At 54.9% G+C, this 25,766-nt stretch carries 23 protein-coding genes; 17 read left to right on the plus strand and 6 right to left on the minus strand.

Annotated features, from left to right (window positions below):
• Positions 1 to 103 precede the first annotated feature (103 nt).
• The 3 genes from VF639_RS12980 (at position 104) to VF639_RS12990 (ending at position 3,595) form a co-directional block, all read left to right on the plus strand.
• On the plus strand, positions 104 to 1,357 hold the full coding sequence (locus VF639_RS12980) for a zinc dependent phospholipase C family protein (protein WP_331146339.1): 1,254 nt from the start codon (positions 104 to 106) through the stop codon (positions 1,355 to 1,357).
• Between the two features lie 434 nt (positions 1,358 to 1,791).
• Positions 1,792 to 2,697 (plus strand): manganese catalase family protein, encoded by a 906-nt coding sequence (locus VF639_RS12985; protein ID WP_331146340.1) that lies wholly within the window; start codon positions 1,792 to 1,794, stop codon positions 2,695 to 2,697.
• A gap of 145 nt (positions 2,698 to 2,842) precedes the next feature.
• Complete coding sequence (locus VF639_RS12990; protein ID WP_331146341.1) at positions 2,843 to 3,595, plus strand: peptidylprolyl isomerase; 753 nt, start codon at positions 2,843 to 2,845, stop codon at positions 3,593 to 3,595.
• 17 nt (positions 3,596 to 3,612) lie between these two features.
• Here the strand turns inward: VF639_RS12990 and VF639_RS12995 are convergent, their stop codons facing one another.
• Both VF639_RS12995 and VF639_RS13000 read right to left on the minus strand, forming a co-directional pair.
• Entirely contained in the window at positions 3,613 to 3,975 is a 363-nt protein-coding gene (locus VF639_RS12995) for a hypothetical protein (RefSeq protein ID WP_331146342.1), read from the minus strand.
• A gap of 184 nt (positions 3,976 to 4,159) precedes the next feature.
• Positions 4,160 to 6,295: a M13 family metallopeptidase gene (locus tag VF639_RS13000; protein WP_331146343.1), complete on the minus strand. Its 2,136-nt coding sequence runs from the start codon at positions 6,293 to 6,295 to the stop codon at positions 4,160 to 4,162.
• Positions 6,296 to 6,823: 528 nt separating this feature from the next.
• Here VF639_RS13000 and VF639_RS13005 point away from each other — a divergent pair.
• Positions 6,824 to 7,834 carry a GDP-mannose 4,6-dehydratase gene (locus tag VF639_RS13005; protein ID WP_331146344.1) on the plus strand — a complete coding sequence of 337 codons (1,011 nt, stop codon included), beginning with the start codon at positions 6,824 to 6,826 and terminating at the stop codon, positions 7,832 to 7,834.
• Positions 7,835 to 8,088: 254 nt separating this feature from the next.
• Positions 8,089 to 9,783: an ArnT family glycosyltransferase gene (locus VF639_RS13010; protein WP_331146345.1), complete on the plus strand. Its 1,695-nt coding sequence runs from the start codon at positions 8,089 to 8,091 to the stop codon at positions 9,781 to 9,783.
• 76 nt (positions 9,784 to 9,859) lie between these two features.
• Here the strand turns inward: VF639_RS13010 and VF639_RS13015 are convergent, their stop codons facing one another.
• Together VF639_RS13015 and VF639_RS13020 are read right to left on the minus strand one after the other, a co-directional pair.
• Complete coding sequence (locus VF639_RS13015; protein ID WP_331146346.1) at positions 9,860 to 10,534, minus strand: lipid-A-disaccharide synthase N-terminal domain-containing protein; 675 nt, start codon at positions 10,532 to 10,534, stop codon at positions 9,860 to 9,862.
• Between the two features lie 92 nt (positions 10,535 to 10,626).
• Positions 10,627 to 11,382 (minus strand): glycosyltransferase, encoded by a 756-nt coding sequence (locus tag VF639_RS13020; protein ID WP_331146347.1) that lies wholly within the window; start codon positions 11,380 to 11,382, stop codon positions 10,627 to 10,629.
• Between the two features lie 339 nt (positions 11,383 to 11,721).
• Between VF639_RS13020 and xseA the strand changes: the two genes are divergently transcribed.
• From xseA to VF639_RS13060, 8 genes are all read left to right on the plus strand, one after another.
• On the plus strand, positions 11,722 to 13,095 hold the full coding sequence (xseA, locus tag VF639_RS13025) for an exodeoxyribonuclease VII large subunit (protein WP_331146348.1): 1,374 nt from the start codon (positions 11,722 to 11,724) through the stop codon (positions 13,093 to 13,095).
• Positions 13,096 to 13,216: 121 nt separating this feature from the next.
• Positions 13,217 to 13,522 (plus strand): exodeoxyribonuclease VII small subunit, encoded by a 306-nt coding sequence (xseB, locus tag VF639_RS13030; protein ID WP_331146349.1) that lies wholly within the window; start codon positions 13,217 to 13,219, stop codon positions 13,520 to 13,522.
• A gap of 129 nt (positions 13,523 to 13,651) precedes the next feature.
• Positions 13,652 to 14,002 (plus strand): hypothetical protein, encoded by a 351-nt coding sequence (locus tag VF639_RS13035; RefSeq protein ID WP_331146350.1) that lies wholly within the window; start codon positions 13,652 to 13,654, stop codon positions 14,000 to 14,002.
• A 13-nt stretch (positions 14,003 to 14,015) separates the two neighbouring features.
• Entirely contained in the window at positions 14,016 to 14,735 is a 720-nt protein-coding gene (locus VF639_RS13040) for a hypothetical protein (RefSeq protein WP_331146351.1), read from the plus strand.
• Positions 14,736 to 15,218: 483 nt separating this feature from the next.
• A complete protein-coding gene (locus VF639_RS13045; RefSeq protein ID WP_331146352.1) occupies positions 15,219 to 16,037 on the plus strand; it encodes a sensor histidine kinase in 819 nt (272 codons plus the stop codon).
• Positions 16,034 to 16,450 (plus strand): response regulator, encoded by a 417-nt coding sequence (locus VF639_RS13050; RefSeq protein ID WP_331146353.1) that lies wholly within the window; start codon positions 16,034 to 16,036, stop codon positions 16,448 to 16,450. The genes VF639_RS13045 and VF639_RS13050 overlap by 4 nt, the downstream gene beginning before the upstream one ends.
• A 316-nt stretch (positions 16,451 to 16,766) precedes the next feature.
• Positions 16,767 to 17,453, plus strand: coding sequence for a hypothetical protein (locus tag VF639_RS13055; RefSeq protein WP_331146354.1), 687 nt, complete (start codon positions 16,767 to 16,769; stop codon positions 17,451 to 17,453).
• A gap of 63 nt (positions 17,454 to 17,516) precedes the next feature.
• Complete coding sequence (locus tag VF639_RS13060) at positions 17,517 to 18,104, plus strand: hypothetical protein (RefSeq protein ID WP_331146355.1); 588 nt, start codon at positions 17,517 to 17,519, stop codon at positions 18,102 to 18,104.
• Between the two features lie 14 nt (positions 18,105 to 18,118).
• Here VF639_RS13060 and VF639_RS13065 read toward each other — a convergent pair whose 3' ends face one another.
• Entirely contained in the window at positions 18,119 to 18,481 is a 363-nt protein-coding gene (locus VF639_RS13065; RefSeq protein WP_331146356.1) for an MGMT family protein, read from the minus strand.
• Between the two features lie 130 nt (positions 18,482 to 18,611).
• Here VF639_RS13065 and VF639_RS13070 point away from each other — a divergent pair, with 130 nt between their 5' ends.
• From VF639_RS13070 to VF639_RS13085, 4 genes are all read left to right on the plus strand, one after another.
• Positions 18,612 to 19,115 (plus strand): YciE/YciF ferroxidase family protein, encoded by a 504-nt coding sequence (locus VF639_RS13070; protein WP_331146357.1) that lies wholly within the window; start codon positions 18,612 to 18,614, stop codon positions 19,113 to 19,115.
• Positions 19,116 to 19,350: 235 nt separating this feature from the next.
• Positions 19,351 to 20,508, plus strand: coding sequence for an efflux RND transporter periplasmic adaptor subunit (locus tag VF639_RS13075; protein ID WP_331146358.1), 1,158 nt, complete (start codon positions 19,351 to 19,353; stop codon positions 20,506 to 20,508).
• Positions 20,509 to 20,616: 108 nt separating this feature from the next.
• A complete protein-coding gene (locus tag VF639_RS13080; protein ID WP_331146359.1) occupies positions 20,617 to 23,694 on the plus strand; it encodes an efflux RND transporter permease subunit in 3,078 nt (1,025 codons plus the stop codon).
• Positions 23,695 to 23,810: 116 nt separating this feature from the next.
• Positions 23,811 to 25,250 (plus strand): TolC family protein, encoded by a 1,440-nt coding sequence (locus tag VF639_RS13085; protein WP_331146360.1) that lies wholly within the window; start codon positions 23,811 to 23,813, stop codon positions 25,248 to 25,250.
• A gap of 61 nt (positions 25,251 to 25,311) precedes the next feature.
• On the opposite strand, the gene VF639_RS13090 is transcribed toward VF639_RS13085, so the two are convergent.
• Positions 25,312 to 25,590: a hypothetical protein gene (locus VF639_RS13090; RefSeq protein ID WP_331146361.1), complete on the minus strand. Its 279-nt coding sequence runs from the start codon at positions 25,588 to 25,590 to the stop codon at positions 25,312 to 25,314.
• Between the last annotated feature and the right edge of the window lie 176 nt (positions 25,591 to 25,766).

Raw genomic sequence — 25,766 nt, forward strand, 5'->3', positions numbered from 1 at the left:
TTTTTCCTGATTTCACACCGGGCTTATCCTTTAATAACCTAATCTCTTAATCATCTATTCAGCTTAACTTTACGAGTCTATCTACGGGTACTGCCGCTACACCATGAAAAAACCGTTTGTTCTTCTGCTTTGCCTGGCCTTGCTGGTGCCGGTTACGTCGCCGGGCTGGGGCTTTTTTGCGCACCGCACCATTGCGCAGTTGTCGGTGTACGCCCTGCCTTCCAGCCTGCAGCCGTTTTATTTCCGGCATATGAAGGAAATCGTGAAGCTCTCCACAGCTCCCGACGAGCGGCGCGACTCTGACCCCAAAGAAGCCACCAAGCACTTCATCGACATGGACCATTACGGCGACGATCCGTTTGGCCTCATGCCCAAGGCCTGGGACAAAGCCGAAGCCAAGTATACGGCCGACACCCTCCGCAAATACGGCACCGTGCCGTGGGAAATCATGGAGGTGAAAGACAACCTCACGGCCGCCTTTAAAGCCCGTGACACCGCCGCCATCGTGCGCCTCTCCGCCGACTTGTGCCACTACGTAGCCGATGCCTTCGTGCCATTGCACACTACCGTCAACTACGACGGGCAGCTTACCAACCAGAATGGCCTGCACTCGCTTTGGGAATCGAAGCTGCCCGAGCGCCACATTGCCGAGTACAAGCTCGACAACGAGTCGGCGAAATACGTGAAAGACCCCTTGACTGATATCTGGGTGGTACTTCAGAAGTCGTATGGCTTTCTGGGAGCTACTTTCGACATGGAAGAAAAGGTAACCCGGGGCTTCTCTCAGGAAACCAAGTACGTGTACTCGCACAAGTACGGTAAGACCCGCCGCTCTTACTCCGATGCGTTTGCTGATGCTTACCACAAGGAAGTAGGCGGCATGGTTGCCTATCAGCTCAAGCAGGCCCCCACGTTTGTATCGTCGTTGTGGCTAACGGCTTGGCGCGACGGGGGCAGCCCTAATTTAAGCGAGTTGCTGGCCAAGAAGACTTCCAAAGAAGAGAAGGAAGTCATGGATAAGCAGCTGAAAGTGTGGAAAGACAACGAGTTGGTGCCTCAACAGATGCTTTTGGCCCTGGAAAAGGAAAAAGCCACTGTGCAGGCCGACCAAATTAATTCGGCTGTGGACATAACTGCGCCGGTGCTGGAAACCGCTTCCCCCGCCGAGCCGGCTCCGGCCGTATCGGCTAAGGCGGCCTCTCCGGTACCAGGTGCGCCTGCCGTGAAAGATGCCGAAAAGGTAAAGGTGAAAACTAAAACTGCCGAAGGCAGCACCAAACAGAAAGAAAAGAAGCAGAAAGCTGACAAGAAGAAAGATGATGGCTGGAACAGTGCTCCAGCCGGTTCGGGCTGGTAAGTTTTCATTGCTCAAAAAGGCGCCTTTCGCTAAGCGGAAGGCGCCTTTTTGTTTCTGGTGCTATCAAGATGTGTTGTAACAGCAAGGGGCTTCTAAAAAACGTTTCAGGACAGGTGCCTGTCACCCGCTTCGTTGTTCAGACTTGTACTTGGCGCTTTGGTATAGCACGAATTGCAACAAAATGTTGGCTTATTGTTAGGGTTGTATGTTGCGCGTCCTAGTCAAGGCCGCAATATAAAATCACCACTGAGTTACTGCTATCGTAGTTATCAACTGAATGAACACTTCTTTTAAGAGCGTTTTCTTACTCAATCAGATCGGCTGACTACGGGAAGCTCAACATAACGGCAATACTACTGCTCCGTAGAGCTTGGTAACTTTTTCAGCTTGTTGCTGACTTAGTAAACCGACTTCTCACCTCTAAATTCCGAGCTATGATCTTGCGTTATGACCGGCTGGCCGTTGAGCTGCCCAAACCCAAAAACCCTTCGCCTAACGACGCGGCCGCCATTCAGGAATTGCTCGGGGGCAAATACGGGGAGATGTCGACGCTGATGAACTACACGTTCCAGTCGTTCAATTTCCGGGGGCGTAACCGGTTGCGGCCGTTTTACGATTTAACGTGCAGCATTGCGGCCGAGGAATACAGCCACATCGAGGCTCTTTCCTACGCTATCAACTTGCTGCTGACGGGCCAAACAGTACGGGGCAAGAATCCGGTACCTGCCCCGCTGGCCGACGCGAAAGATGCGCGCAACAGCTACCATTTCCTGAGCAGCGCCCAAGCGGCTCTACCAGTCGACTCGATGGGTAATTTCTGGACCGGCCAGAACGTACACAGCAGCGGCAACCTGAAGCTGGATTTGCTGCACAACTTCTTCCTGGAATGCGGCGCCCGCGCCAACAAGATGCGGGTCTACGAAATGGTGGCTGACCCCTGCGCCCGGACGGCGGTAGGCTACCTGCTGGTACGCGGTGGGTTGCATGTAGTGGCCTACGCCAAAGCGCTGGAGCTACTAACCGGCGTGGAAGTAACGAAGCTGGTGCCCGTGCCCGACCTAAGCAACGACAAGTTTCCGGAGGCCAAGAAGCTACAGGACCAGCAGAAGCTACACCTCAAGCTCTACACCTTCAGCCCCGACGACTACAAGCAGGCCGGTATCATCTGGAACGGCACTCACCCCGAGGATGGTCAGCCGCTGGAAGTAATTCAGGGGGGCTTCGAGGGTGTGCCGTATCCGGTACTCGAAGAAGAGCCTCAGCTCAACTCCCCCGGCGCCGACGATTACGACCCGGAAATGTTCAAGGACATTGCCAAGAAGCTAGGAATCAAGCTTTAGGCAAGCCCTAATGCAGTTGAACGTGCATGAAACACCCGTAAGGTGGCCGCACATTCCCGCTGATTGTTATGTTTGAGGTGGCTACCGCAGGGTAGCCACCTCTTTTGCTTTCTGGCCCGCATATCTTCTCCTGTTTGCTTTTGCTATGCCTGCTCCTACTCCACACCTCGTGTTTTCACTTGCCGTGCTGCTCGCGGCCTCGGCCTGCAATCGGCAGCAACCTATTACGGAAACAGTTGCTCCCCGTCCATCGGCTGAGCGAAAAGTACCGGGACCAGCCCTTACGGCCATAGCCGATAGCAGTGCCGCCGCCTTGCTGCTCCCCTATGGCAAGCAGTACCCGGCCTCGCAGGTGATAGTGCACACCCGCCTCGGCGACATCCGGGTGAAGCTCTACGACGATACACCTATTCACAAAGCCAACTTCTTGCTCTTGTCGCGCAAAGGGGTATTCGATGAAACCGTCTTCAACCGCGTGGTGAAAGGATTTGCCGTGCAAGGCGGCGCCTCCGACCACCGCACTATTCGCCTGGCCCGCTACCGGCTGCCGCCCGAAATTCTTCCGCAGCACTTTCACAAGCGCGGCGCCCTCGGCATGGCCCGCTACGACGACGATCAAAACCCCGGTCATCTTTCCTCCAACACCGACTTCTACTTTGTGCAGGGCCAGAAAATGACTCCGGATCAAAGCCAGGCCATGGCCGGCCGTCAACTCACTCCCGCGCAGCAAAAGGCCTATGCTACCGTCGGGGGTGTTCCGTCGCTAGATGGCAAATACACCGTGTTTGGCGAAGTGGTGGAAGGCCTCGACGTCGTCGATAAAATAGCCAACGAGCCCGTAGACCCTTATAAGTGGCCCGTAAAGGATGTGGGCATCAAGATCGAAGTAGTGCAGTAAAAATCTGGCAGTATGCGTTAAGGGCGGCGCACCCGTATCAGCCGGCTTTTAGTTACGTCGCCGGGCTGCTCCTTGAGTAGCGCTGTTAACTCAGCCCGGGTGTAGGGAATACTTTTAGGTGTGGGTTCAAAGGCTAACTGGCGGAGGTCAGCGTCGGCGGAGGGGGAGTCTTGGCGGGCTGGGTGCAGGTAGGCGCTGTCGGGCGTGACGCGGTAGAGATGGTAGAAGAAATAGCGCGTGGTCGTGGTACCCTGCAACTGAAACTGTACCACGTACACGTCCCCAACTTTAGGATCAGCTACCTGCTCTTGTACGGTTTCCGAGCAAGCGCAAGTCAGCAACAGCGGTAGCCAAGCAAGTCGGCGAAGAGTCTTTTGCATGAGGGTTGATTGATGATTGTTGATTGATTGCTGATGGTTGATTGCCAATAGTTGATTGTCGGCCAATGCAGATAGTTTAAAAGAATCAACTATCATCAATCAACTATCAGCAATTAACAACCAAAAAAAAACGGCTCACAAATGCGAGCCGCCTTTCCAACAATCAAACCTTAATAAGCTAAGCTTACCAAATCTTCGCGCGCTCAGTTTGAGCACGCACCATTTTCGCATCTTCTTTACAGCCGAAGGCTTCGTAGAATTGCGGCATGTTCATGAGCGGTCCGTTGGTACGGAACATAGCCGGCGAGTGCGGGTCGGTTTGCACTTGCTGCCGCAGGTACTCAGGACGCGCATTGGTGCGCCACACCTGCGCCCACGACAAGAAGAACCGCTGCTCGGGCGTCAGGCCATCGTACTTCGGACGCGGGCCTGTACCATACTGCTTCTGAAGCTGCTTTTGCAGCGCCGAATACGCAATGTTGAGGCCTCCGAGGTCGGCTAGGTTTTCACCCATGGTTAGTTTTCCATTTACGTAAACCGAGTCTAGGGGTTGGAAAGCCGAGTACTGCTTGCCCACCATATCGGCGCGCTGCGTGAACTTGTCGGCGTCTTCCTTGGTCCACCAGTCTTTCAGGTTGCCTTCAGCATCGTACTGTCGGCCCTGGTCGTCGAAACCATGGGTAATTTCGTGGCCGATAACGGCGCCCATACCACCATAGTTAACGGCATCGTCGGCTTTGGGGTCGAAGAACGGCGGCTGCATGATGCCGGCCGGGAACACAATTTCGTTCATCGGCGGGTTGTAGTAGGCATTCACCGTAGGCGGCGTCATACCCCACTCATTGCGGTCTATCGGCTTGCCGAGCTTGCTGGCATTGTCCATGGAAGCCCATTTGCGAGCCGCCAGCACGTTTTTTAAATACGACTCGCGCGAGATGGTCAGCGCCGAATAGTCTTTCCACTTATCGGGGTAACCGATTTTAACGGTGAAGGCATTCAGCTTTTTCAGGGCTTCCTGCTTGGTGGTTTCGCTCATCCAGTCCACCTGCCGAATGTGGTCGGCCATGGCTTCGCGGATGTTGGTCACCATTTCCAGCGCTTTGCCTTTGGTTTCGGGGGTAAAGGCCTTGTCTACGTAAAGCTGACCGAATGCCTCGCCTAGAGCCGCGTCGGTAGCTAGGTTCATGCGCTTCCAGCGGGGCTGCTGTTGCTTGGCCCCCGTCAACACCTGCGAAAAGCGAAACTCCTCGTCGCCGTACGCTTTCGGCAGCGCCGACGTCAGCGACGATACCGTGTGCCAGCGCAGGTAGGTTTTTAGGTCGGCTAGCGGCTCCTGCTTCAGCATCGCGCTTTCCTCCTTGAAGAAGGCGGGCTGCCCCACAATCACTTCTTTGGCGGCACCGAGCTTCATGGCAGGCAGGGCCGTTGGCAATGCCAGGTTCGGAAACTGCTTGTTGAAGGCAGCCACCGTCATTTTGTTGTAGTTGGCGTAAGGGTCGCGCAGGTCTACGCGGCTCTTGCTGGCTTTAGCCAAACGCGTTTCCAGGCGCATAACCGTAGCGGCATTCTTGGCCGCCGTTGCCGGGTTGTCGCCCAGCATCTTGAACGTGTTGGTCAGGTACGTTTTGTAAGCGCCCTGAATATTTCTGGACCGGGCATCGGTTTTGAGGTAGTAGTCGCGGTCGGGCAACGAGATGCCACCCTGGTAGAGTTGCACCGCGTATTGCGTGCTGTTCTTCTCGTCCTGGCCTACCCCAATATTAAAGAAGGCCCCAGTACTAGCTAGCTGCTGGCGCACAATTTCAGCCTGCACGCCTTTCAGATCTTTGATAGCCTGAATGCGGTTTAACTCGGGCTGCAAGTACTTTAGTCCTGCCTGCTCGATGGCCACCGTGTCCATGGCGGAGGCGTAGAAATCGCCTACTTTCTGGGCGTTGCTGCCTTTGGCGGCCGAGGTGTTGGCGGCGGCTTCCTGCAGAATCTGCCGCATCACGGCATTGTTCTTATTAGCAAGCTCTTGAAAGGAACCCCACCGGACTTCAGCTGCCGGAATCGGGTTGTTCTTGTACCAATTGCCGGAAGCATATTGGTTGAAATCCTGACAGGCCGATGCCGAAGGATCAATGTTGGCCACATTCAAACCGACACCCTTGGTATCAGGAGCTTCGGTGGGGGCAACATTGGCACCTTTCGGAATAGCCAGATCAGGTTTGATAGCAGTAGCCGATGGACGGGATTTGGGGCCACCAGTGGAGCAAGCCGCCACCGCTAGGCCCGTAAGGACCATAGCTGCTAGCGTCGTGCTGTTGCGGTTTTTCATAATAAAGCTTGGTGTGTTCTTTAGTTAGGCGACAAGATGAGCATGCATAACGAAGACTTTGTTGTTTATATGCTTAGCTTGAAAGCAAGAATTTTCAGCACTTACACTTGCTGGTCATGCGCAGAAGACATGGCAACTCGTCGGAAGGTTGCTCCTGATTGAGGAACGCCCTAATTTCTGCCCAATTTATACCAAGCATAGTACAATAACAACTGCAATATGCAGCGCCACATACAGCCTAATACCTATCAACTCGCTAAAGTGCTAGTAGCTAAAGAAGTAGGCTGCAGATTAGATAAGTTTTAATTTTAAGAAACATAGTTGCGCAAGAAAAAACCAGAGAATATGGTTAAAGTAGAATCAACTTATTTTTATCTGCCGATGACGAACACATTCTTTACTACGTTCTTTGTGCACTATCAATACGACCTATTAGACTAGGTTCAGACCTCGTCGCTACTACAATCATTAACTTGTATTTTGCGCTCGACTGCACAGAGCGTTTTTTCAGTTGTTACTGGCTTTTTCATGCCTACTGCCTTAGTTACCGGCTGCGCCGGCTTCATCGGCTCCCACTTAAGCGAACGGCTACTTGCCGACGGCTACCGCGTGATAGGACTCGACAATTTCGACCCGTTCTACGACCGGGCCATTAAACAAGCGAATTTGGCGGCGGCACTGAGAGAGCCGGACTTTGTATTTCACGACCTAGACTTGCTAGCTGGCTCTACCGCTTTAAGCAAAGCGTTTGCCGATGAGCGCATAGATGTGGTGGTGCACTTGGCGGCCAAAGCGGGAGTAGGTCCTTCGGTGCGCGAGCCTGCTTCCTACCTCGAAACTAACGTGCTGGGTACAGTGCATTTGTTGGAATGGATGCGGTTAGCCGGCGTGAAAAACTTGTTTTTCGCCTCTTCTTCATCGGTGTACGGCAACACCGAGGAGCTGCCATTTCGGGAGGATATGGCGTTGCTGGCGGCTTGCATTTCGCCTTACGCGGCTTCCAAGCTGAGCGCCGAGCAACTCACCTACACGTACCACCATCTTTACAAGCTTAACGTGCTGAATGCACGATTTTTTACCGTGTACGGTCCTCGTCAGCGCCCCGATTTAGCTATTCACAAGTTTGCCCGGCTGCTGCTGGCGGGTCAGCCCATTCCCGTGTACGGCGACGGCAGCACCGCCCGCGACTATACCTTTGTGGCGGATACGGTGGATGGGGTAGCGCGTGGCGTAGCCTACCTGCTTGCGCACGCGGGCACTTACCAAACCATTAATTTAGGCAACAGCAGCCCCGTCAAGCTGCTCGACCTGATAGAGGCCGTCGGGACAGCCGTAGGCGTTGAACCCGTGCTCGATCGGCATCCCATGCAGGCCGGCGACGTGGAGGTTACCTACGCCGATATCAGTAAGGCCCGTCAGCTTATCAGCTACAACCCTCGAACGACCTTAGCCGAAGGTTTGCAGTACTTTGTGCGCTGGCTGCAGAAAGAGGAGGTTACGCCTGCCCCGCCCCTGCTGACTTCTGTGCCGGCATCGTAACCAGTATTGCTTTCGGCAAGTTGGCACTAAGCACTCGTATCCTGACGTTTACTTGGCTGGTGCGGCACGGTTCACGTAGTTGAAACCACTGCCCGAAGCTGTTGCTGGTTGAGCTAGTTGAGACATGAGGCAGCCCGGCTAACTGTTGACTAGCATCTGATGGGCCCGCCGTTTGCTGTATAACTGACTGGCTATTCGAGTTATTTTTCCATTGCAACTGCTTTACCCTATTGGCCTGGGGATTCTAGAAACTCATGCGTTCTTCTCTTACTGATACTGAGTCTTCTTGGCTGCGGCCGTTTACGGTGCTGTTGGTGTGCTTTTTTAGTTGCTTTATGCACCTGGGCGCCCCCGAAGTAAACCTGATGGAAGCCCGCAACTTTGTAGCGGCCCGCGAGATGGTGCAAGGTGGCTCCTGGCTTATTCCTACCATGAATGGTGCCCTGCGCGTAGCCAAGCCGCCACTACCGACCTGGGCCGTGGCCTTCACGCAGCAATTCACTGGCCTTACTCAAGACCCCGGTATCCTGCGCCTGCCCGCCGCCATCATGACTACGCTGCTAGTATTTTTCTTCTGGGGCTTGGTGCGGGAATTGATTCGGGAGCAGCCGGGCGAAACCGAGGCCCCCGGCCGGACAGCCTGGCTGGCTACGCTGGTATTGGCCAGCAGCCTGCTGGTAATTACTGTGGGGCGCGAAGGGCACTGGGATATTTTTGCCAACAGCCTGCTGATAGGTTCTCTTTGGGCCTTGGCCCGCGGTTGGTTCACCAAAACTGCCGGCTGGGGCTGGTACATATTGAGCGGCTTGCTACTCGGGGGCTCCATGCTCAGCAAAGGTCCGGTGGCGCTTTATGCAGTTTTGTTGCCTTTTCTGGGAAGTTTCGGCGTGCTGCGACTTTACCCGGAGCGGGGGCCGGTACGCCCACGGCGGTTTGGCTTACTGCTGGCGCTTGTTCTTGGGTTGGTAGTAGGCACCGCCTGGCCTATTTATTTGTCGGTGCAGCATACCGTAGCCCCGGCGGCCATGGCAGTAGCCCGGGTGGAGGTAACGTCTTGGGGTGAACGGCACGTGCAGCCGTTCTGGGAGTACTGGAACTTCCCGGTGTTCACCGGCATCTGGACACCAATAGCGTTGCTGGCCCTGGCCGTGCCCTTTGCCCGGCAGCGGGCCGGGCGCTATATCCCGTACCGGGCTACCTTGGCTTGGGTGCTGGTAGCGTTTTTGTTGCTGAGTTTGGTGCCCGAGAAAAAAGAGCGGTACCTGTTGCCCCTCATGCCCCCACTGGCGCTGCTGATAGGCGGTATGTTGCGCCACCTCGAAACGGTGCTGCGCAATGGCCTGCGGCCCCGTCCCGAAACCACCCTGGTTCGGGTCTGGGCTGGCTTGCTCGCCGTTGCCTGCTGCTTGTTTCCGGTGGTATTGATTTTTATGAAGTTGCCTGCGTATGGGCCAGGGTCACTGCCGTTTGCGTTTACAGTGGTAGCGTTTCTGCTACTGGCAGTGGCAATTGTACGGTGGGGCTTCCAACGGTATCAAGTACCCGTGCTGATGGCTAGCTCCATAACCGCCATGGCTTTGCTGCTGGCCTTGCTGGCTCCCGCTTATCCCCTCTGGACCAACCGCCGCGCCGAGCCTGCCTTGCGGCATGTCGATGCCCTGCACCACAACCCCGCGCTGGCGCGTCTGCCCTGGTACACACTCGAAGAGTTACACATCAAGCGCGTTTGGGATGCCGGTCGGGCCGCCCCAAGCTGGCCCCGTACTCCCGATTCAATGCTTGTAAAGCCGCGCGGCCCCATTGCCGTCCTCTCCGGCTCTACTATAGCCAAAAAGCTCCCCCGCGCGTGGCGCGACCAAGTGCGTTTGCAAGTAGTGGACAGCTTCTATGTTGACCGCCAACGCAAAGACGGCCGCTGGCTGGTGACACTGGTTACGCCAGTAAGGTGAGGCGTAAAAGTGCGAGCAGCTAGTTTCTTCTAGCCCAGCCCGTGCCTATGCGCGGTGAACTCACCATTTTACGGTTTCACAATTTCGCCACCTCCCGGCGCATCAGCACAATATTGCGGGCGTAGACCACCGTACCGAAGATATTGCCCACAATAAGCACTGTATCGACGGGGCGGCGCAGGATGGCGTAAGTCAGAATCAGAACAGAACCCACGAAACTCACCAGCCAAAACCCGAGGGGCAGCACCGACTCGCCTTTGCGCTCCGAGTACAGCCATTGATACACGAAGCGCATCAAAAAGATAGTCTGGCCCATGGCCCCTAGCGCCAGCACCCCGCTTGGTATATCGTGGTTAAGCATGGCCTGTAGGCCGAAATGCCGGTTGCCCACCACAAACCAAACCAGCATAGCCAGCGGAAATACATAAGCGCCGGCCCGAAACAGACCACTCAACTTACGCCACTCACCTAGCAGCTGCAAGTTGCGAATGTAGATGCCATAGCTGATTAGCTGCGCGCCTAGAATGACTGGATCATGGCGCAGCATGCCGTAGATAATCATCAGGAACGAAGAAACCAGGCTGATTTGCCAAAATAGCGTGGGCACCAGCACCCGTTTGGCCCGCTCACTCTGTACCCATTGCAGCACGATGCGGCTACTAAACAGCAGCTGCGACGTGAGCCCAATACCCAGGGCCACTCTTTCTGGTTGAATTAGAAATAAAGAATTAAAAATTAAGAAGTCACTCATTCCACTGCTGTTGAAATTTCCGGGCGTAGCTCAGGCCATAACGCCAGCCTGCCAATGCGCCCACGCCCCGCCGCAGACAGAATTTTCAATACTTAACTTTTAATTTCATTGGTGTGCTGCTCTCCGATTTCGTAGTTCTTCCAACGGCTCCTGATCCAGCGGAAGCCAAAGGTATCCACCAGGGGCTTCCAGGCACGGTTCCAGAGGTTGTACTTGGCCGTGCCCGCAAACCGGGGGAAATGCTGCACCGGCAGCTGTTTCACGCGCCCGCCCTGTAGTTGCACCAGCGCCCCCAGAAAGCGGTGCATGCCATGGAACAACGGAATCCGGCGGGCGTACTCGATCTTGATAATCTTGAGCGGGCAGCCCGTATCCTCAATACCGTCGTTAATTAGCGTCCGACGCACTGTATTGGCTACTTTCGACGATATCTTCTTCACGACCGTATCCTGCCGCTTGGCCCGAATGCCGTTCACCATGTCATACTCCGGCAGAAACTCGAAGAATTTCAGAAAGTCGAGCGGCGAAGTTTGAATGTCGGAATCAATGTAGCCGACTAGCGTGCTGCGGCAGTGGTCGAAACCGGCTTTGATGGCTGTGCTCAGGCCCTTGTTTTCGCTGAGACTAATGAACTCGTAACGGGCATCCTGCCGGCATATATCGCGCAGCAGCGCCAGAGAGCCATCTTTAGAGCCGTCGTTGACGAATAATACGGTGGTTGGTAGAGGGGTTTGCTCCAGAAACTTGTTCATCTCCACCACGAACTGCGGGAGGCTTTCTTCTTCATCGTACACAGGTACGAGCACCGTGAAGGTTTGCTGAGCTAGATAAGAGGTGACGAGCGTCATGCGGGCGGTTAAGGTGGAGCCGGAAAGCCAGGAGCGAATTGCAAAAGTACGGTGCGGGTTTGGTTGTATTGCTTTACCGTAAGCTAAGCGGCATTGCTATAGCTCTGCCAAGCGTTGAAATACAGCGGCTTATATAGTTTATCGAAACACTGTAGCTGCCCTCACAACTTTGGGCAGCTCAACTTATCGTGCGCTATTTTCTCAAATGATATACCCCTGCATTGGTAGGACGAGGAAGCATAAAAGCAGTTCAATTAGTGCTTGCAATGGACCTTTACTTACCTAAAAACTGCTCTTTCTCCGTCCTTTCCCCTAGTCTGCTGTTATCTTTACAAGTATATGCCACTCTATAACCGTCGCCCCGAGCCGGGTCTCTCCTCTTCCTTGCCCCCTGTAGCCTTGCCGCTGGCCGAGTTGCTGCTGCGCGTGAAGCAAAGCCTGAGCGAGCGGTTTGCCGATTCTTACTGGGTGGTGGCCGAAATTGCCGACCTTACCTTGCCCCGCTTCGACGGTGCCCACTGCTACCTCACCCTCACCGACCAGCATCAGACTGGCCGGGGTGCGCAACTGAAAGCGCAGGCCCGAGCCACCATCTGGAGCCAACGCTATCAGCAACTCGCGCCCGTGTTCGAGGAGCACACCGGGCAAGAGCTGCGGCCGGGCCTGAAAATCATGCTGCGGGTACAAGTGAAGTTTCACGAGCAGTACGGCCTCAGCCTCGATGTGCTGGCCATCGACCCCACCTACACGGTGGGCGAGCTGGCCCGGCAGCGCCTCGAAACGCTGCGCAAGCTTGCCGAAAAGGGCCTGCTAGAGCGGCAGCGCGCTTTGCCGCTGGCGCTGGCCCCGCAGCGGCTGGCCATTGTCTCGTCCCCTACGGCCGCCGGCTTCCAAGATTTTGTGCAGCAGTTGCAGGAGTCGCCGTATGCTTTCTCGCTGGCACTCTTCCCGGCCAGTATGCAAGGCGAAGATTCCCCGGGCAGCATCCGGGCCGCCCTCGACACCATTCGCAAACGCCGCCAGTACTTTGACGCCGTCGTTATCATCCGGGGCGGAGGCTCGAAGACCGACTTATTAGCTTTCGATGATTATGGGCTAGCAGCAGCCATCGGTGCTTTTCCGCTGCCAATCCTTACCGGTATCGGCCACGAGCGTGACGAAGCCGTAGTGGACCTGACGGCGCATCTGGCCCTGAAAACCCCCACGGCCGTAGCCGCCTTCCTTGCCGACCGCCTCGCCCGCCTCGATGCCGTATTCGACGGCTATGCTGGCCGTATTCGGGAGTTGGCAGCGCAGCAGCTCCAGGATGCCACTGCCCGCCTCGACCGAGTCGGGCGCCGTACCCACCTGGCCGCGCAAGAGCAGCTAGAAGACCATCGCAACACTTTACGTCAGCGCGTACGGGCCACTGGGCCGCTGGCGCGGGCGCGTTTGCGGCAGCAGGAACTGCAGCTCGGCCAACAACGCCATGCCCTCCAACGAGCGGCCCATCACGCCGCGGTAGGTCAGCAGCGTCGCCTGGTGCATCTGGGCATTACGCTGGCCCGCCGCTTCCGTCGCCTGCACCGCCGCCGCCGCGAGCAGTTGCTCCACCGCCGCTACCAGCTTCAGTTGGCTGCCGAGCGCCTGCTGCACCGCGCCGAAGTGCTGTTGCTGGAAAAAGCAAACCAGCAAGACGCGTTAACTGGCAAACAAAACAGCATTCCTATTTAACCTCCAAGCAAAAGGGAGTTGCCATCATAATGGTCGGCACTTGCTGCTTGGCGTCCATCTGGCAAGCAGCATGGGCTGTTCTTAACCGCTTCGCCACTCTACAATTTCACTACTTCCCCTCATGGATACCACTTACCGCGACGCCATAGCAGAGCTTGAAACTATTCTGCGCGCCTTGGAAACCGACACCGTTGATGTAGATGAGTTGACGGCTCGCGTACAGCGCTCTGCCCACCTTATCCGGCTTTGCAAGCAAAAGCTTCGCACCGCCGAAGACGCCATCGACCGGGTGTTCGAAAACCTCGACCAGGACGAAGAAGACCTCCCCTCATCTCCTACCGAAGAAGCTACTCCGCTCTTCACCCCACCAACTCCTAAACGTGCCCCCCGCGCCCCGCGCGATACCAACGGCGGCTTGTTGTTTTGATGTAGAACAACCTCGAGAGGCTAGTAAAATGACGGAAATGGCGGCCAATAATGTAGTTTAACATATATTTGAATGTACTAATCCAAAGTGCATAGAAACTACCTCTCCGCATCTTACTCACCTAATCTTATGGAACCCCTTTCTTCCAATAGCCTTCTCGACGAGCGCAAACCCCGAAATACTGTAGGAGAACAGATCAGCTTCGACAAAGCCATAGCCTGGACTGCAGCTTATCAAAATGATCATGCAGGAGGCTTGAAATCAGTGTTCTTCAGCACTGATGTATTCGAGGCTCTATCCAAGCAAGATGGAGCCACTGGCATTCGTATCTACAATGCCATCAATTCGGAAGGCAAAGAGTGTTTTGTACTGGTAGGTGCAACCGTAGACGGCGACCTGACCAGGGAGCAGAACATAGCGGTTGATAAGGGGCAAGGCTGCCCGGATATTTGCGTAATTAGCCCGCTGAACCATAGTTAGCCACCTGTGAGTGATGCCAACGCCAGATTTTGCATGGATACTCAAGTTCCGAACCATCCTCACTTACACCGGAGAACTTTCCCTGCTGCTGCCGATTTGGGTAGGCTATCAACGCTGGTTTGTTCTGCAGAAGCACCATAAAGTGGTTTTATGGTGTTGTGTGATGTGGGCAATTTTAACAATTGTCGGCGAAATTCTATTTGCCTTAAAACGCCATAACCTCTTTGTTTGGAACATAGTTACGATACTGGAAGCGCTGTTTTTAGGCTACGCTTTCTATCTAGTGCTACGCTCCCAAAAGATTCGCCGGTTACTGCGTGTAGCAGCCGTGGTGTTTCTCGTAACTGCCCTTATTGACTTCTTCTACCTGAGTGGTTTGGGAGCCACCACCGTATACACGGTGGCCTTGGAAAGTGTGTTGCTGATTGCAACGGTTTTGCTGTATTTCGAGCAGCTCTTGCGGGAGCTTCGCACCACTTCCCTCGAGCAAAATCCTATGTTCGTGATAGGCATAGGAGTAATCACCTATTTCGCTGGAACTGTGATGGTTTTTCTGCTACAAGACTCAGTGTCTGGCGTGCAGGAAATGATTATGATGATGGTAAATTCCTTCCTGAGCCTTGTCCTGAACGCAATTATCGCCCGGGCGTTCTGGCTGGTTGGGCGGGTGCAACCACCAGCGTCAGCCATAGCATCTGCTCCACCATATGCCCGGCGTATTACGCGCCGTTGAAAGTGCTGTCTGCATACTGCCGCTAACAGTACGGCAAAGCGGTGTGTGCAGGCGCGCACAATGAGTTAGTTCTGGAGCCAACAAGCGCAACAACCAAGTGGGCACTGCGCTCCTTGGCTCCAGAGCTCGTTGCCGACAACTAACAGCACCCGCTCTAAACGCAGAAGCTCGAGAAAAGAAAGAGCACATCAGTTTAACAGACTACTCGTAAGGAAGAGTTTGGATTCAATCTTGTACCAAGATGTTCCCTACTGTTTAGTGGCAGGATAATCGTTAGCTGTTGCTGGTGGGTCTGGGGTTGGTACTGTAGTTTTCAGCCACTATGTTATCCTATGCTCACGCTGGTGCATTGATTCTTACCTTACTGCCTCAGCAGCCTGTCATTTTGTAATTTATTTCTGTGTAAACCCGCTGTAGTTCAGTTTATTTGCGCTGATTTTTGCTTGCGCTGATTTCTTGCCCCAGTATCGTTTTATTGCTTACATGAATAATTGGTTGATTCCTGTTATGCTGGCTACGCCAGTGCTGCTACTGCTTGCTTTGGGCATTGTGGCATTTGTGCTTCGCTATCAGCGCCGGCTGCTCCGCCAACAGGAACAACTGCGTCAGGTACGCGAAATGGCTCAGCAGCAAGCGCTGGAGGCGGCTCTGTTAGCTCAGGAAGACGAGCGTCGTCGTATTGCTGCCGATTTGCACGATGGAGTGGGTACCACCCTAGCTATTGTGAAGCTACACTTAAGCTCACTCGGCCACCCTTCCCTGACCCAGGAGGCCAGTAGTCTGCTCGACCAGGCCATCACCGAAGTCCGACGCATTTCGCGCAACCTGCTGCCCGCGGCCCTGCAAAAATTCGGGTTGCCTTTTGCGCTCGATGCGCTGGCGCGCACCGTACCCACCGATGGCCCTACCCGCCTCAACCTCGAGCAGCGCGGTCAGCCCCGCCGCCTCGACCCTCACTACGAACTTATCGTATATCGTGTGGTGCAGGAGTTGCTTGGCAACGGTCTGCAGCACGCACACGCCGACAAAATCGATATTATAGTGGACTTTGGTACGGATACGCTTTCTTTGCATTATACCGACAACGGTATCGGCTTCGATACGTCTAAAGTGGATGCTTTACCCCTGAGCGGTGCCCGCACCGGCCATGGCCTTACTAACCTTCGCAGCCGGGTAGCCGTGTTGCAAGGTGACCTCCGCTATCAGTCGGAGCTAGGGGCCGGCAGCCAGGTTTGGATTTCTTTGCCAGTACCGTATATTACTGCTTCTCAAATACCTGCCCTTATTAGCTCCCTATTATGACACCTGCAACAATTCGTTTAGCCGTAGCCGATGACCACATCCTTTTTCGAAAGGGTTTGCGTGCGCTCATCAGCGGTTTCCCTGGTATGGAAGTTCTTTTTGAAGCCGGCGACGGCGAGGAACTACTTCATCGGCTCGATCAGGGCAATCTTCCAGAAGTGATATTGATGGATTTGCAAATGCCTAACCTCGACGGTTTACAGACCGTACGGTTGCTGCGCGCCCAATACCCTCGTATCCGCGTTATCATTATCTCCATGCACGACGAGCCCGAGCTAATTGAAAGCCTAAAAGTAGAAGGCGCTCATGGCTATCTGCTTAAGAACGCCAGTCCGGAGGAAGTACGCGGCGCTATCCTCGCTGCTGCTAACACTGGGGAGACACGCCCCGCTTTGAGCGCGCAGCTGAGCTAGTTTATTCTATTGCCAGTCTATTGCTAGAGGCAAGTTTGCATAAGCTCTTCAGTCGCATTAAACATGCTCAAGCTATTTTCGCTGCCTTGGCAAGACAACGGCTAATACGCTTGTGCATTTGGGCTGTGCCTGGAACTGATACCGAGCTTCACTGAAGCCAACTTGAGTACCAGCTGGGCATAGTTGTCACTCTTGGCAGGGTTCTGGTTCGTGAGAAGGTAGCCGCAGGTTAGTCGCGTGGCCGGATGCTGTAGCAAACTATGTACTATTTATATTTTTCTCGTCTCCCCTTATGAAGCTTTTTTACTTACCCCTTTTGCTGCTTCCCTTCACTGGCTACGCTCAAGGGCCGATGTATCAAGTTGATTTGCACAACCAAAAAATTCAAATCACCAACCCTACCTTTTATGTAGCAGAGGTAATTGATTTACGCATCAACAAAAGTACCATCGGCCGGGTGCAGCGTGGCTTGAATAACATCCCGGTACCAGCCAATTTCAAGGATGGGGCGGCGGTTGGCCTCACTAAATGGCTGCAAACGCAGCTGCCAGCCCAACCCGGTTCGCGCCCGATTATTATGCGCATCCATAATTTGCGCATAGGAGAAGTAACTAAGGTCACCTCCGAGAAAGCCAGAGCCGTTGTCGATGTGGATTTCCTAGTGCAACAGCCCGATGGCCAGTATTACGTTCTGCTACGTCACGCCGACGAAGAGATTCGCGGCGGCATAGAAACCACTGCATTTCATGATGATAACATTGCTGCCTGTCTTCAGCGTGGCCTTACTTTGGTGAACACCTTGCCCTGGGAACAACGCCTAAACAATGCGCGGCCTCTTACAGCAGAGCAAATTCGATATGCTCATGGCCGGGTACCAGAAGCTTACACCTACCCCATTTTGACGGCTCAAACGCCAAAGTGTGGCCTTTACAAGAGCTTTCTGGATTTTCGCCATAATCAGCCCGACACGGCTGCTCTCTTCGAAATTGAGAAGAAGCCGTGAGGTAGTGCTGAGTGGCAGGGCACGCAGGAAATAAAACTTTATAATGGTGCCGGCGCTACCCGCATGGAGGTAAACAAAGCTTGGGGGTTTTCGGATGGGCAGCAGTTCTATATCCGTTACCGCAACCGCTACTACCCACTTCGACGAGCCGGCAACGACTTTGTTTTTGAAGGCCACGCCGGTGCCAATGCCGGTGCAGTAAGTACCGCTGGCTTTGTAGGCGGGTTAGCCGGCAGCGCCATTGCCGCCGCCGCCACCACTGGTCACCGCCAGGAATATACGCTCGATATGGCTACCGGCCGGGTGTCAGATTTTGAGTACTTGGAGCATTGCAGCCAGCGTGATACGGCTATGGTAATAGTATACCGTCGGCCAAGTAGTGCTAAAAACGCTATTACTGTTTCACTGAACGGCAAGGCGCTGGGGAATTTGCCAGCCAATAATTTCCTACAAATCCCGTGGACCAGTAAAATACGTGAGGTGACGCTTTGTACGGAAGGAGTGGAATCAACGTGTTACTCTTTTATTCCCGACTTTACGGCCACAAATTATGTGGAGCTACGGGCGAAAGCCGAAGCTGACAAACCCATACTGGAAGCCGCACCAGCGAAAGAGGGTGTGTTCTACACCAAGAAAATGCAGCGGCCGTGATGCATTCACCGGCGCTACTCCAACTCCACGCTTGGGTCCCAGAAGAGCTGCTTAAACGCTACTACCTGGTCATCGACTACCCGCACGCCTTCGGCCTCGAGAGCTTCCTGCATGGCGGTGGGCGTAGCAAAATGCATGCGGCCAGTGAGCAGCCCATTGCGGTTGACCACGCGTTGCGCCGGAATATCTTCTAAGCCGCGGGCGGGGGCAGCGGCAATGAGGGCGTAACCGACCATGCGGGCGCCATGCCGGGCGCCCAGGTAGTGGGCAATGGCCCCGTAGGTGGAAACCCGGCCAGGTGGTATCAAACGCACTACCTCGTGTACTTCTTCGAAAAAATTACGACTTACTTCGTTGGGGTTGCGGGGTAAGCTCATAGGCTGGAAACACGGAAAAAAGGGAGCGGAAGGTAGGGCACCAGACGTTGGCAGTCAAAACGGGGGCAACGTCCTTGTTGTTGAGCACGTATCGGAAGTACTTGATTTCCATCTTAACACCTCCTATATCATGGGCCTCTTCTCAGATAAACTCACCACTCTCGACGACCTGTTTCACGAGCAACTCAAAGACCTGTACAGCGCCGAAAACCAACTCTTGGAAGTGTTGCCACAGATGGCGGCTAAAGCCAAAGATACAGGCCTGAAAACGGCGTTCCAGACCCACTTGCAGGAAACTAAAAACCAAGTGACCCGCTTAGAGCAAATCGGCAAGATGCTGGACGTTAGCCTGACCGGCCACAAATGCAAAGCCATGGAAGGCATCCTGAAAGAAGGCTCCGACATGATCCACGAGGACGCTACCGACGAGGTAAAGGATGCTGGCCTTATTGCTTCGGCGCAGCGCGTCGAGCACTACGAAATTGCGGGCTATGGTACGGCGGCATATTACGCGCAACGCGTTGGACAACCAGAGGCGGCTGCTTTGCTGCACCAAACGCTCAGCGAAGAGCAGGCTACTGACACCAAGCTCAACAATCTAGCGAAGAGCTACATCAACGAAAAAGCACTGTAACTAGAGACTAGGCTTCTTGTTATAATCGGAAACCCGGTTGGCTGCGTAGCGAACCGGGTTTCTTGCTGAATCAAGGAAAGCTGCAACCTGAGGGCGAATTTAGTGTCTTACCGCCGTGCGGGCCTAGTTCTAGCATTCTAAGTCAACTTAAAACCAGCTATTAGCGTTGTGAAACGTTGGTTGCGGTTAAACAAGCCATGCAGCCACACGCCTCCGGTTAGAACCCTTTTATAGTATGCAAACCAAAGAACAAGAAGAAATTGAAGTAAGGCAGGCCCCCGCTGGAAAAAGCCATCGGGTGTTGTGGATACTTCTGGCATTAGCACTAGTAGCAGGGTTGGTTTTTGTGAAGATAAAGTACTTTCCTTCCACTACTGCCAAAGGCGGCGGTGGCGGCAAAGGGGGGCCCGGTGCGGGTGCTCCCGGTGGCGGTGGCGCCGGTGGTAAAGGAGGCGCGCAGCGCCTACCCGTGCAGGTGTACGTGGTACAGCCCACCAACCTCTCCGACCAGGTAGCAGCCACCGGTTCGGTGCTGGCCGACGAGTCATTAATCATTAAGAGCGAGCTATCCGGCAAAATCACCAGCCTGCATATCAGTGAAGGGCAGCCAGTTCGTAAAGGACAGTTGCTCTTCAGCATCAACGCCGACGAGGCTCAGGCCGGCATCCGCAAGCAGGAATACAACATCAAGCTGTTCCGTGACCAGGAGCGGCGCCAGCGCACCCTGCTCGACAAGGAGTATATCAGTGCTCAGGAATACGAGCAAGCCAACAACCAGCTGCTCACTGCCCAATCAGACCTACAGGCTTTGCGGGCTACGCTTAGTAAGGCCTACGTGCGGGCACCTTTCGATGGTGTGCTCGGTTTGACTACTGCTACGGTGGGTACCTACGTTAGTCCTGGTGCCGAAATAACTACGCTCTCCCGCATACGGCCCGTTAAGATTGATTTTGCCGTGCCGGGCCGCTTTGCCAGCAATGTGCGAGTGGGCGACGTTGTGAACGTAACCGACGAAAGCACCAACAAGCAATACGAGGCTAAAGTCTATGCCCTCGATCCGCAGATCGACCCGGTGAGCCGCACCCAACCTGTGCGCGCCCGCTATGCCAACACCAAAAACGAACTGCGCCCCGGCGCTTTTGTGCGGGTAAACCTGCAACTCGGCGAATCGACGAGTGCCCTGCAGGTACCCACCGAATCGGTGATTCCGGAAGCCAGCGGCTACAGCGTATACACCGTACAGAAAGGTAAAATGACGCCGAAGAAAGTGAAAATCGGAATTCGTTCTGAAAAAGTAATTCAAATCACCGACGGCCTAGCCGTGGGTGATAGTGTTATCCGAACCGGCATACTCCAGGTGAAACCAGGGGATCCGGTTAGAGCAACCAAGTAAGATTTCGCGCAGAGTCTCGCAGTAGCAAACGCAGTAGTCCGCAGTGGACTGTTGAACGACACTGCGAGACACGGCGCTACCCACTGCGAAACACTGCGTGAAACAACTATGAGTTTATCATCAACCAGTATTAACCGTCCAGTTCTCGCCATCGTGATGAGCCTCGTCATCGTGATATTTGGTGTGATTGGGTTCCGGTACCTCAGCATCCGGGAATACCCTAGCGTTGACCCGCCTATTATTACCGTATCGGCCAGCTATACCGGGGCCTCGGCCGACGTGATGCAGGGCCAGGTGACGGAACCCTTGGAAGAAGCCTTGAATGGTATTGCCGGCATCAAGAACCTGACGTCCAATTCGCGCGACGGCCGCACCCAGATTACGGTGGAATTCGACCTCGACGCCGACCTCGAAACCGCTGCCAACGACGTGCGCGACAAAGTATCGGGCGCTCAAGGCCGACTGCCGCGCGACATCGACCCGCCGGTAGTGAGCAAGGCCAACGCCGACTCGCAGCCCATTGTGATGACCTACCTCAGCAGTAGCCAGCGCAACCTACTGGAACTGACTGATTATGCCAACAACACTCTTAAAGAACGTTTGCAGACAATTCCGGGCGTTTCGGAAATCCGGGTGTATGGCGAGCGGAAGTATTCGATGCGTCTGTGGCTGGACCCCGTGAAACTGTCGGCGCTAAGTGTGTCGCCGGTGGATGTGCAGGCCGCCCTTACCCGCGAAAACGTGGAGCTGCCGAGTGGTGCGGTGCAAGGCGAGAGTACGCAGCTTACCCTGCGCACCATGGGCCGCCTGACCACCATCGAGGACTTCAACAACCTCATCATCCGCAAAGACGCCTCGTCGCTGGTGCGGCTTTCCGACATCGGCTACGCAGAACTGTACCCCGAAAACGACCAGACCATCTTCAAGGTAAACGGCGTACCGATGGTGGGCTTGGCGGTTATTCCGCAGCCGGGCTCCAACCAGATTGACATTGCCGACGAATTCAACCGGCGCATTGCCCTTTACGGCAAAGACCTGCCGAAAGACCTAGTGCTGAAGCCGGGCTTCGACAACTCGGTTTTCATCCGCCAGTCTATCAACGAGGTGGAGCACACCATCATCGAGGCTTTCGTGCTGGTGGTAATCATCATCTTCCTGTTTTTGCGCGACTGGCGCTCCACGCTTATTCCGGTGGTGGCTATTCCGGTGTCGTTGGTGGGTATTTTCTTCGTGATGTACCTGCTCAATTTCTCTATCAATGTGCTCACGCTGCTGGCTATTGTACTCGCCATCGGGCTTGTGGTGGACGACGCCATTGTGGTACTGGAAAATATCTATTCCCGTATCGAAGAAGGCGAAGACCCCAAGACAGCAGCCATTAAGGGTTCCGAAGAGATTTTGCTGGCCGTAGTTAGTACCACGGTGGTACTGGCGGCGGTGTTCTTGCCGGTGGTATTCCTGACGGGTATCACGGGGCGCTTGTTCCGCGAGTTCGGGATTGTGGTGGCCGGTTCGGTACTGATTTCCGCTTTCGTTTCCCTCACGCTCACGCCCATGATGTGCTCGGTGCTGCTGAAGCGGGAGGAAAAGCACAACTGGTTTTATCGTAAAACGGAGCCTTTCTTTGAGAAGCTTATTGGCGGCTACCAGGACAGCTTACACACTTTCCTGCGCAACCGTTGGCTGGCGTGGCTGGTGGTAGCTGGCACCGGCGTAGGCATTTGGTTTTTTCTTAAGACCATTCCGTCGGAGCTAGCGCCGGTGGAAGACCGTAGCCGCGTAAACGTGAATGCCACTGGTCCGGAAGGAGCTTCCTTCGAGTTTATGGATGCTTACATGAGTGAGGTTACCAAGCTGGCCATGGACTCAGTAGGGGAGAAAAATCTAAGCAGTGTATTCGCCGTGACTTCGCCCGGTTTCGGGGGCGGCTCCAACTCCGGCACCGCCCGCGTTCTGTTGCTCGATGCCGATCAGCGGCCGGTTACTCAGGATCAAATTGCCTCCAAGCTTACTTCGGGCGTGCGACGCCTCTCGGCCGCTCGCACCTCGGTTTCGCAAGACCAAAGTATTGGCTCGGGTGGTGGCGGTTTGCCAGTACAATTCGTGGTGCAGACGCAGGATTTCGACAAGCTTCGGACGGCCGTCCCGAAGTTTCTGGACGCGGCCCGGCAGGACCCTACCTTCCAGTTTGTTGATGTTAACTTGAAGTTCAACAAGCCCGAGTTGCGCGTCAATATCGACCGGGAGAAGGCGCAGAGCCTTGGTATATCGGTGCAGAGTATCAGCCAGACGCTGCAAGCAGGCCTCAGTGGCCAGCGCTACGGCTACTTTATCAAGGAAGGCAAGCAGTATCAGATTATCGGGCAGGTGGCGCGTGAAGACCGGGACCAGCCTCTAGATGTGCGTCTGCTGTCGGTGAAAGGCGCCGATGGTCAGCTCGTGCAGCTCGACAACGTAATTCGCCTCACCGAAAGCAGCACCCCGCCGCAGCTTTACCGCTTCAACCGCTACAACTCGGCTACGTTCTCGGCTTCGCTGGCCCCCGGCAAAACTCTCGGCGACGGTATTGCCGCCATGCAAGCCATTGCCGACAAGCAGCTCGACGAAACCTTTTCCACCGAACTATCCGGCGCGTCCCGCGACTTCCAGGAAAGCTCCTCGTCGCTCCTTTTCGCCTTCGGTTTGGCTTTGGTGCTGATCTACCTGGTGCTGGCCGCGCAGTTCGAAAGCTTCCGCGACCCGGTTATTATCATGGTAACGGTACCGCTGGCCCTTTCGGGCGCGTTGCTGAGCTTGTGGTACTTCAACCAAACGCTGAACCTGTTCTCGCAAATCGGCATCATCATGCTGGTGGGCTTGGTAACCAAGAACGGTATTCTCATCGTGGAATTTGCCAACCAGCGTGTTGAGCAAGGGGTAGATTACATGACCGGCCTGGTAGAAGGAGCTACCGCCCGCTTCCGCCCCATCCTGATGACCAGCCTTTGCGCTATTTTGGGTATTCTACCCATTGCTATTGCTACCGGTGCGGGCGCCCTCAGCCGCCGCGCCATGGGCATCGGCGTGGTGGGCGGACTGCTCTTTGCAACGGGCCTTACCTTGTACGTAGTGCCCGTTATGTACTCGTACTTCGCCACGGCCAAGAAGCATAGCGCCAAGGCGAAAACCAAAAAAGTAACTGCTTAACAACTAAAGCCCCTACCTCCTGGAGTACTTAGGAAGTAGGGGCTTCTCTTTGATATCACTCCTCCCCTGCTCAACGGAGCAGAGGACCAGCGTTTAGTTTTAGCATAGTTTTCCGAATGCAGTTTCAAGTCTATCGTTTTTCTTTTGTGAGTGCGGCGTTGGCGCTGCTGCTACCCTTTGCGGCCTTGGCCCAACAGCCTACGCAACCAGCACGGCCAGCGCAGGAACCCCGGTCGAAGTCGCAAACCGAAAAGCCCGAAACCGTAGCCGCCGCGGCGCCGCTCACCCTGGCAGAAGCCCTTCGAATTGGCTTGGAAAACAACTACGATATCCGGGTATCGCGGCAGGACGAGCGAATTGCGGAAAACAACGTGACGCGCGGTAACGCTGGCCAGCTGCCAGTAGCAAACGGCAATTTCACCCGTACCTTCAACATCAACAACACGCGGCAGGTACGGGAACAGTCGGAACCTGTGGTTATCAACGGCGGCAGGGCCAATACCTTGAACGCCAACGCCACTGCCACCTGGACTATTTTTGACGGGTTAGGCATGTTTATCGCCTATGACCGGCTCAAGACCCTTAATGAGAGCCAGCGCCAATTCACCCGGGCCACCATCGAAGAAACCGTAACCAACATCACCGATGCCTATTACGCGGTGGTTCGGGAGTTCGGCAAGATCGGCTCCATAGAAGAAGCGCTCAAAATTGGACAGGCCCGTATCGACCTCACGCAAGCGCGGGTAGACGTGGGCGCCAGCGCTAAAGTGGAGGTACTTACGGCCCGCGTGGACTACAACGCCGACCGCTCCGTCCTGATTCAGCAGCAGGAACTCCTGCAACGAGCCAAAGTCAACCTCAACACGCTACTCGGCCGCGCCCCCCGCATCGACTTCAGCCCCGCCGACTCTATTGTTGTCGCCCGCGACCTGACGCGCGAAACGGTAAACCAGGCCTTAGCACAAAACAACCCGCGCTTACAGCAAGCCAAGCTCAACACCCAAGTTGCTACTTACGATCGGCGACTGGTGCGAGCTAGCCGTTTTCCGCAGCTTGGCTTAACCGGTGGCTACGGCGTAAACCGCAACATCAACAACGCCTTCCTTATTAATACTGCAAACGGAAGCGTCCTGGGCTCTAACACCAACCGCGTGTTCGGGCCGAACTACGGGGTGGTGGCGTCTATTCCTATTTTTGATGGCTTCAACCGCAGCCGTCTAGAGCAGAACGCGCGCATTGCAGAAGAACAAAGCCAACTGCTGCTCAACCAAACGCAGCTTCAGTTGGAGGCCGAGGCCGAGCAAGCCTTTGCCCAATACCAAAACCGCCTGCAGCTGCTGGAGCTGGAAGAAGTTAACATTCTGCTGGCCCGCGAAAACGTAGCTATTGCCTTGGAGCGTTACCGCTTGGGACTGCTCACTCCTATCGTCTTACGCGAAGCACAACGCACCCAGCTCGACGCAGAAGTGCGCTTGCTCGACATCCGGTATCAGGCCAAGCAAGCCGAGATAGTGCTGCGCCGCTTAAGCAGCGGCTTGGTGCAAACCCCGCAATAATCCGCGCTTCCTAGCCGTGACTCTAGGTGCAGCCACCTCGTTGCTCTCGGAATATACCTGTCTATGCTGTCTTCGCCTGTCGTTGCTCACGTAGCCACTCCTCGGCTTCGGGCACATGGTCGAAGAGCTGAATCTCGATGTTGCCACCGAACGAATGGGCTTCCAAAATAGCAACCTCATGGACTAGGTCTTTGGGCTGAGAAACGTGCGCAATGTAGCGTAGTCCCATCCGCGAGGCCTGTGGTGCCCATATCGTTCGCAGCCATTCCACTGAATCAAACCAGGGTCCGCGCAGACCACTATTGTCGTTGAGCAGGAAGGGGCAATGAAACTTATTCATAGTGTCAAGAAAGTTAACAGCCCCATCATAGGCTTCTTGGGGGTCAATGTACCCTACCCAGGTGGCCCGTAGCCATTGTTCGTCTTCCTCATAAGACAACTCACAGATACTTCCGTCTTGTAAATCTATGTTTTTGGATATACGCATAGATTGGGTAACGCAATTCCCACCCTGCT

The sequence above is a fragment of the Hymenobacter sp. genome (assembly GCF_036387835.1).
GTDB lineage: Bacteria > Bacteroidota > Bacteroidia > Cytophagales > Hymenobacteraceae > Hymenobacter.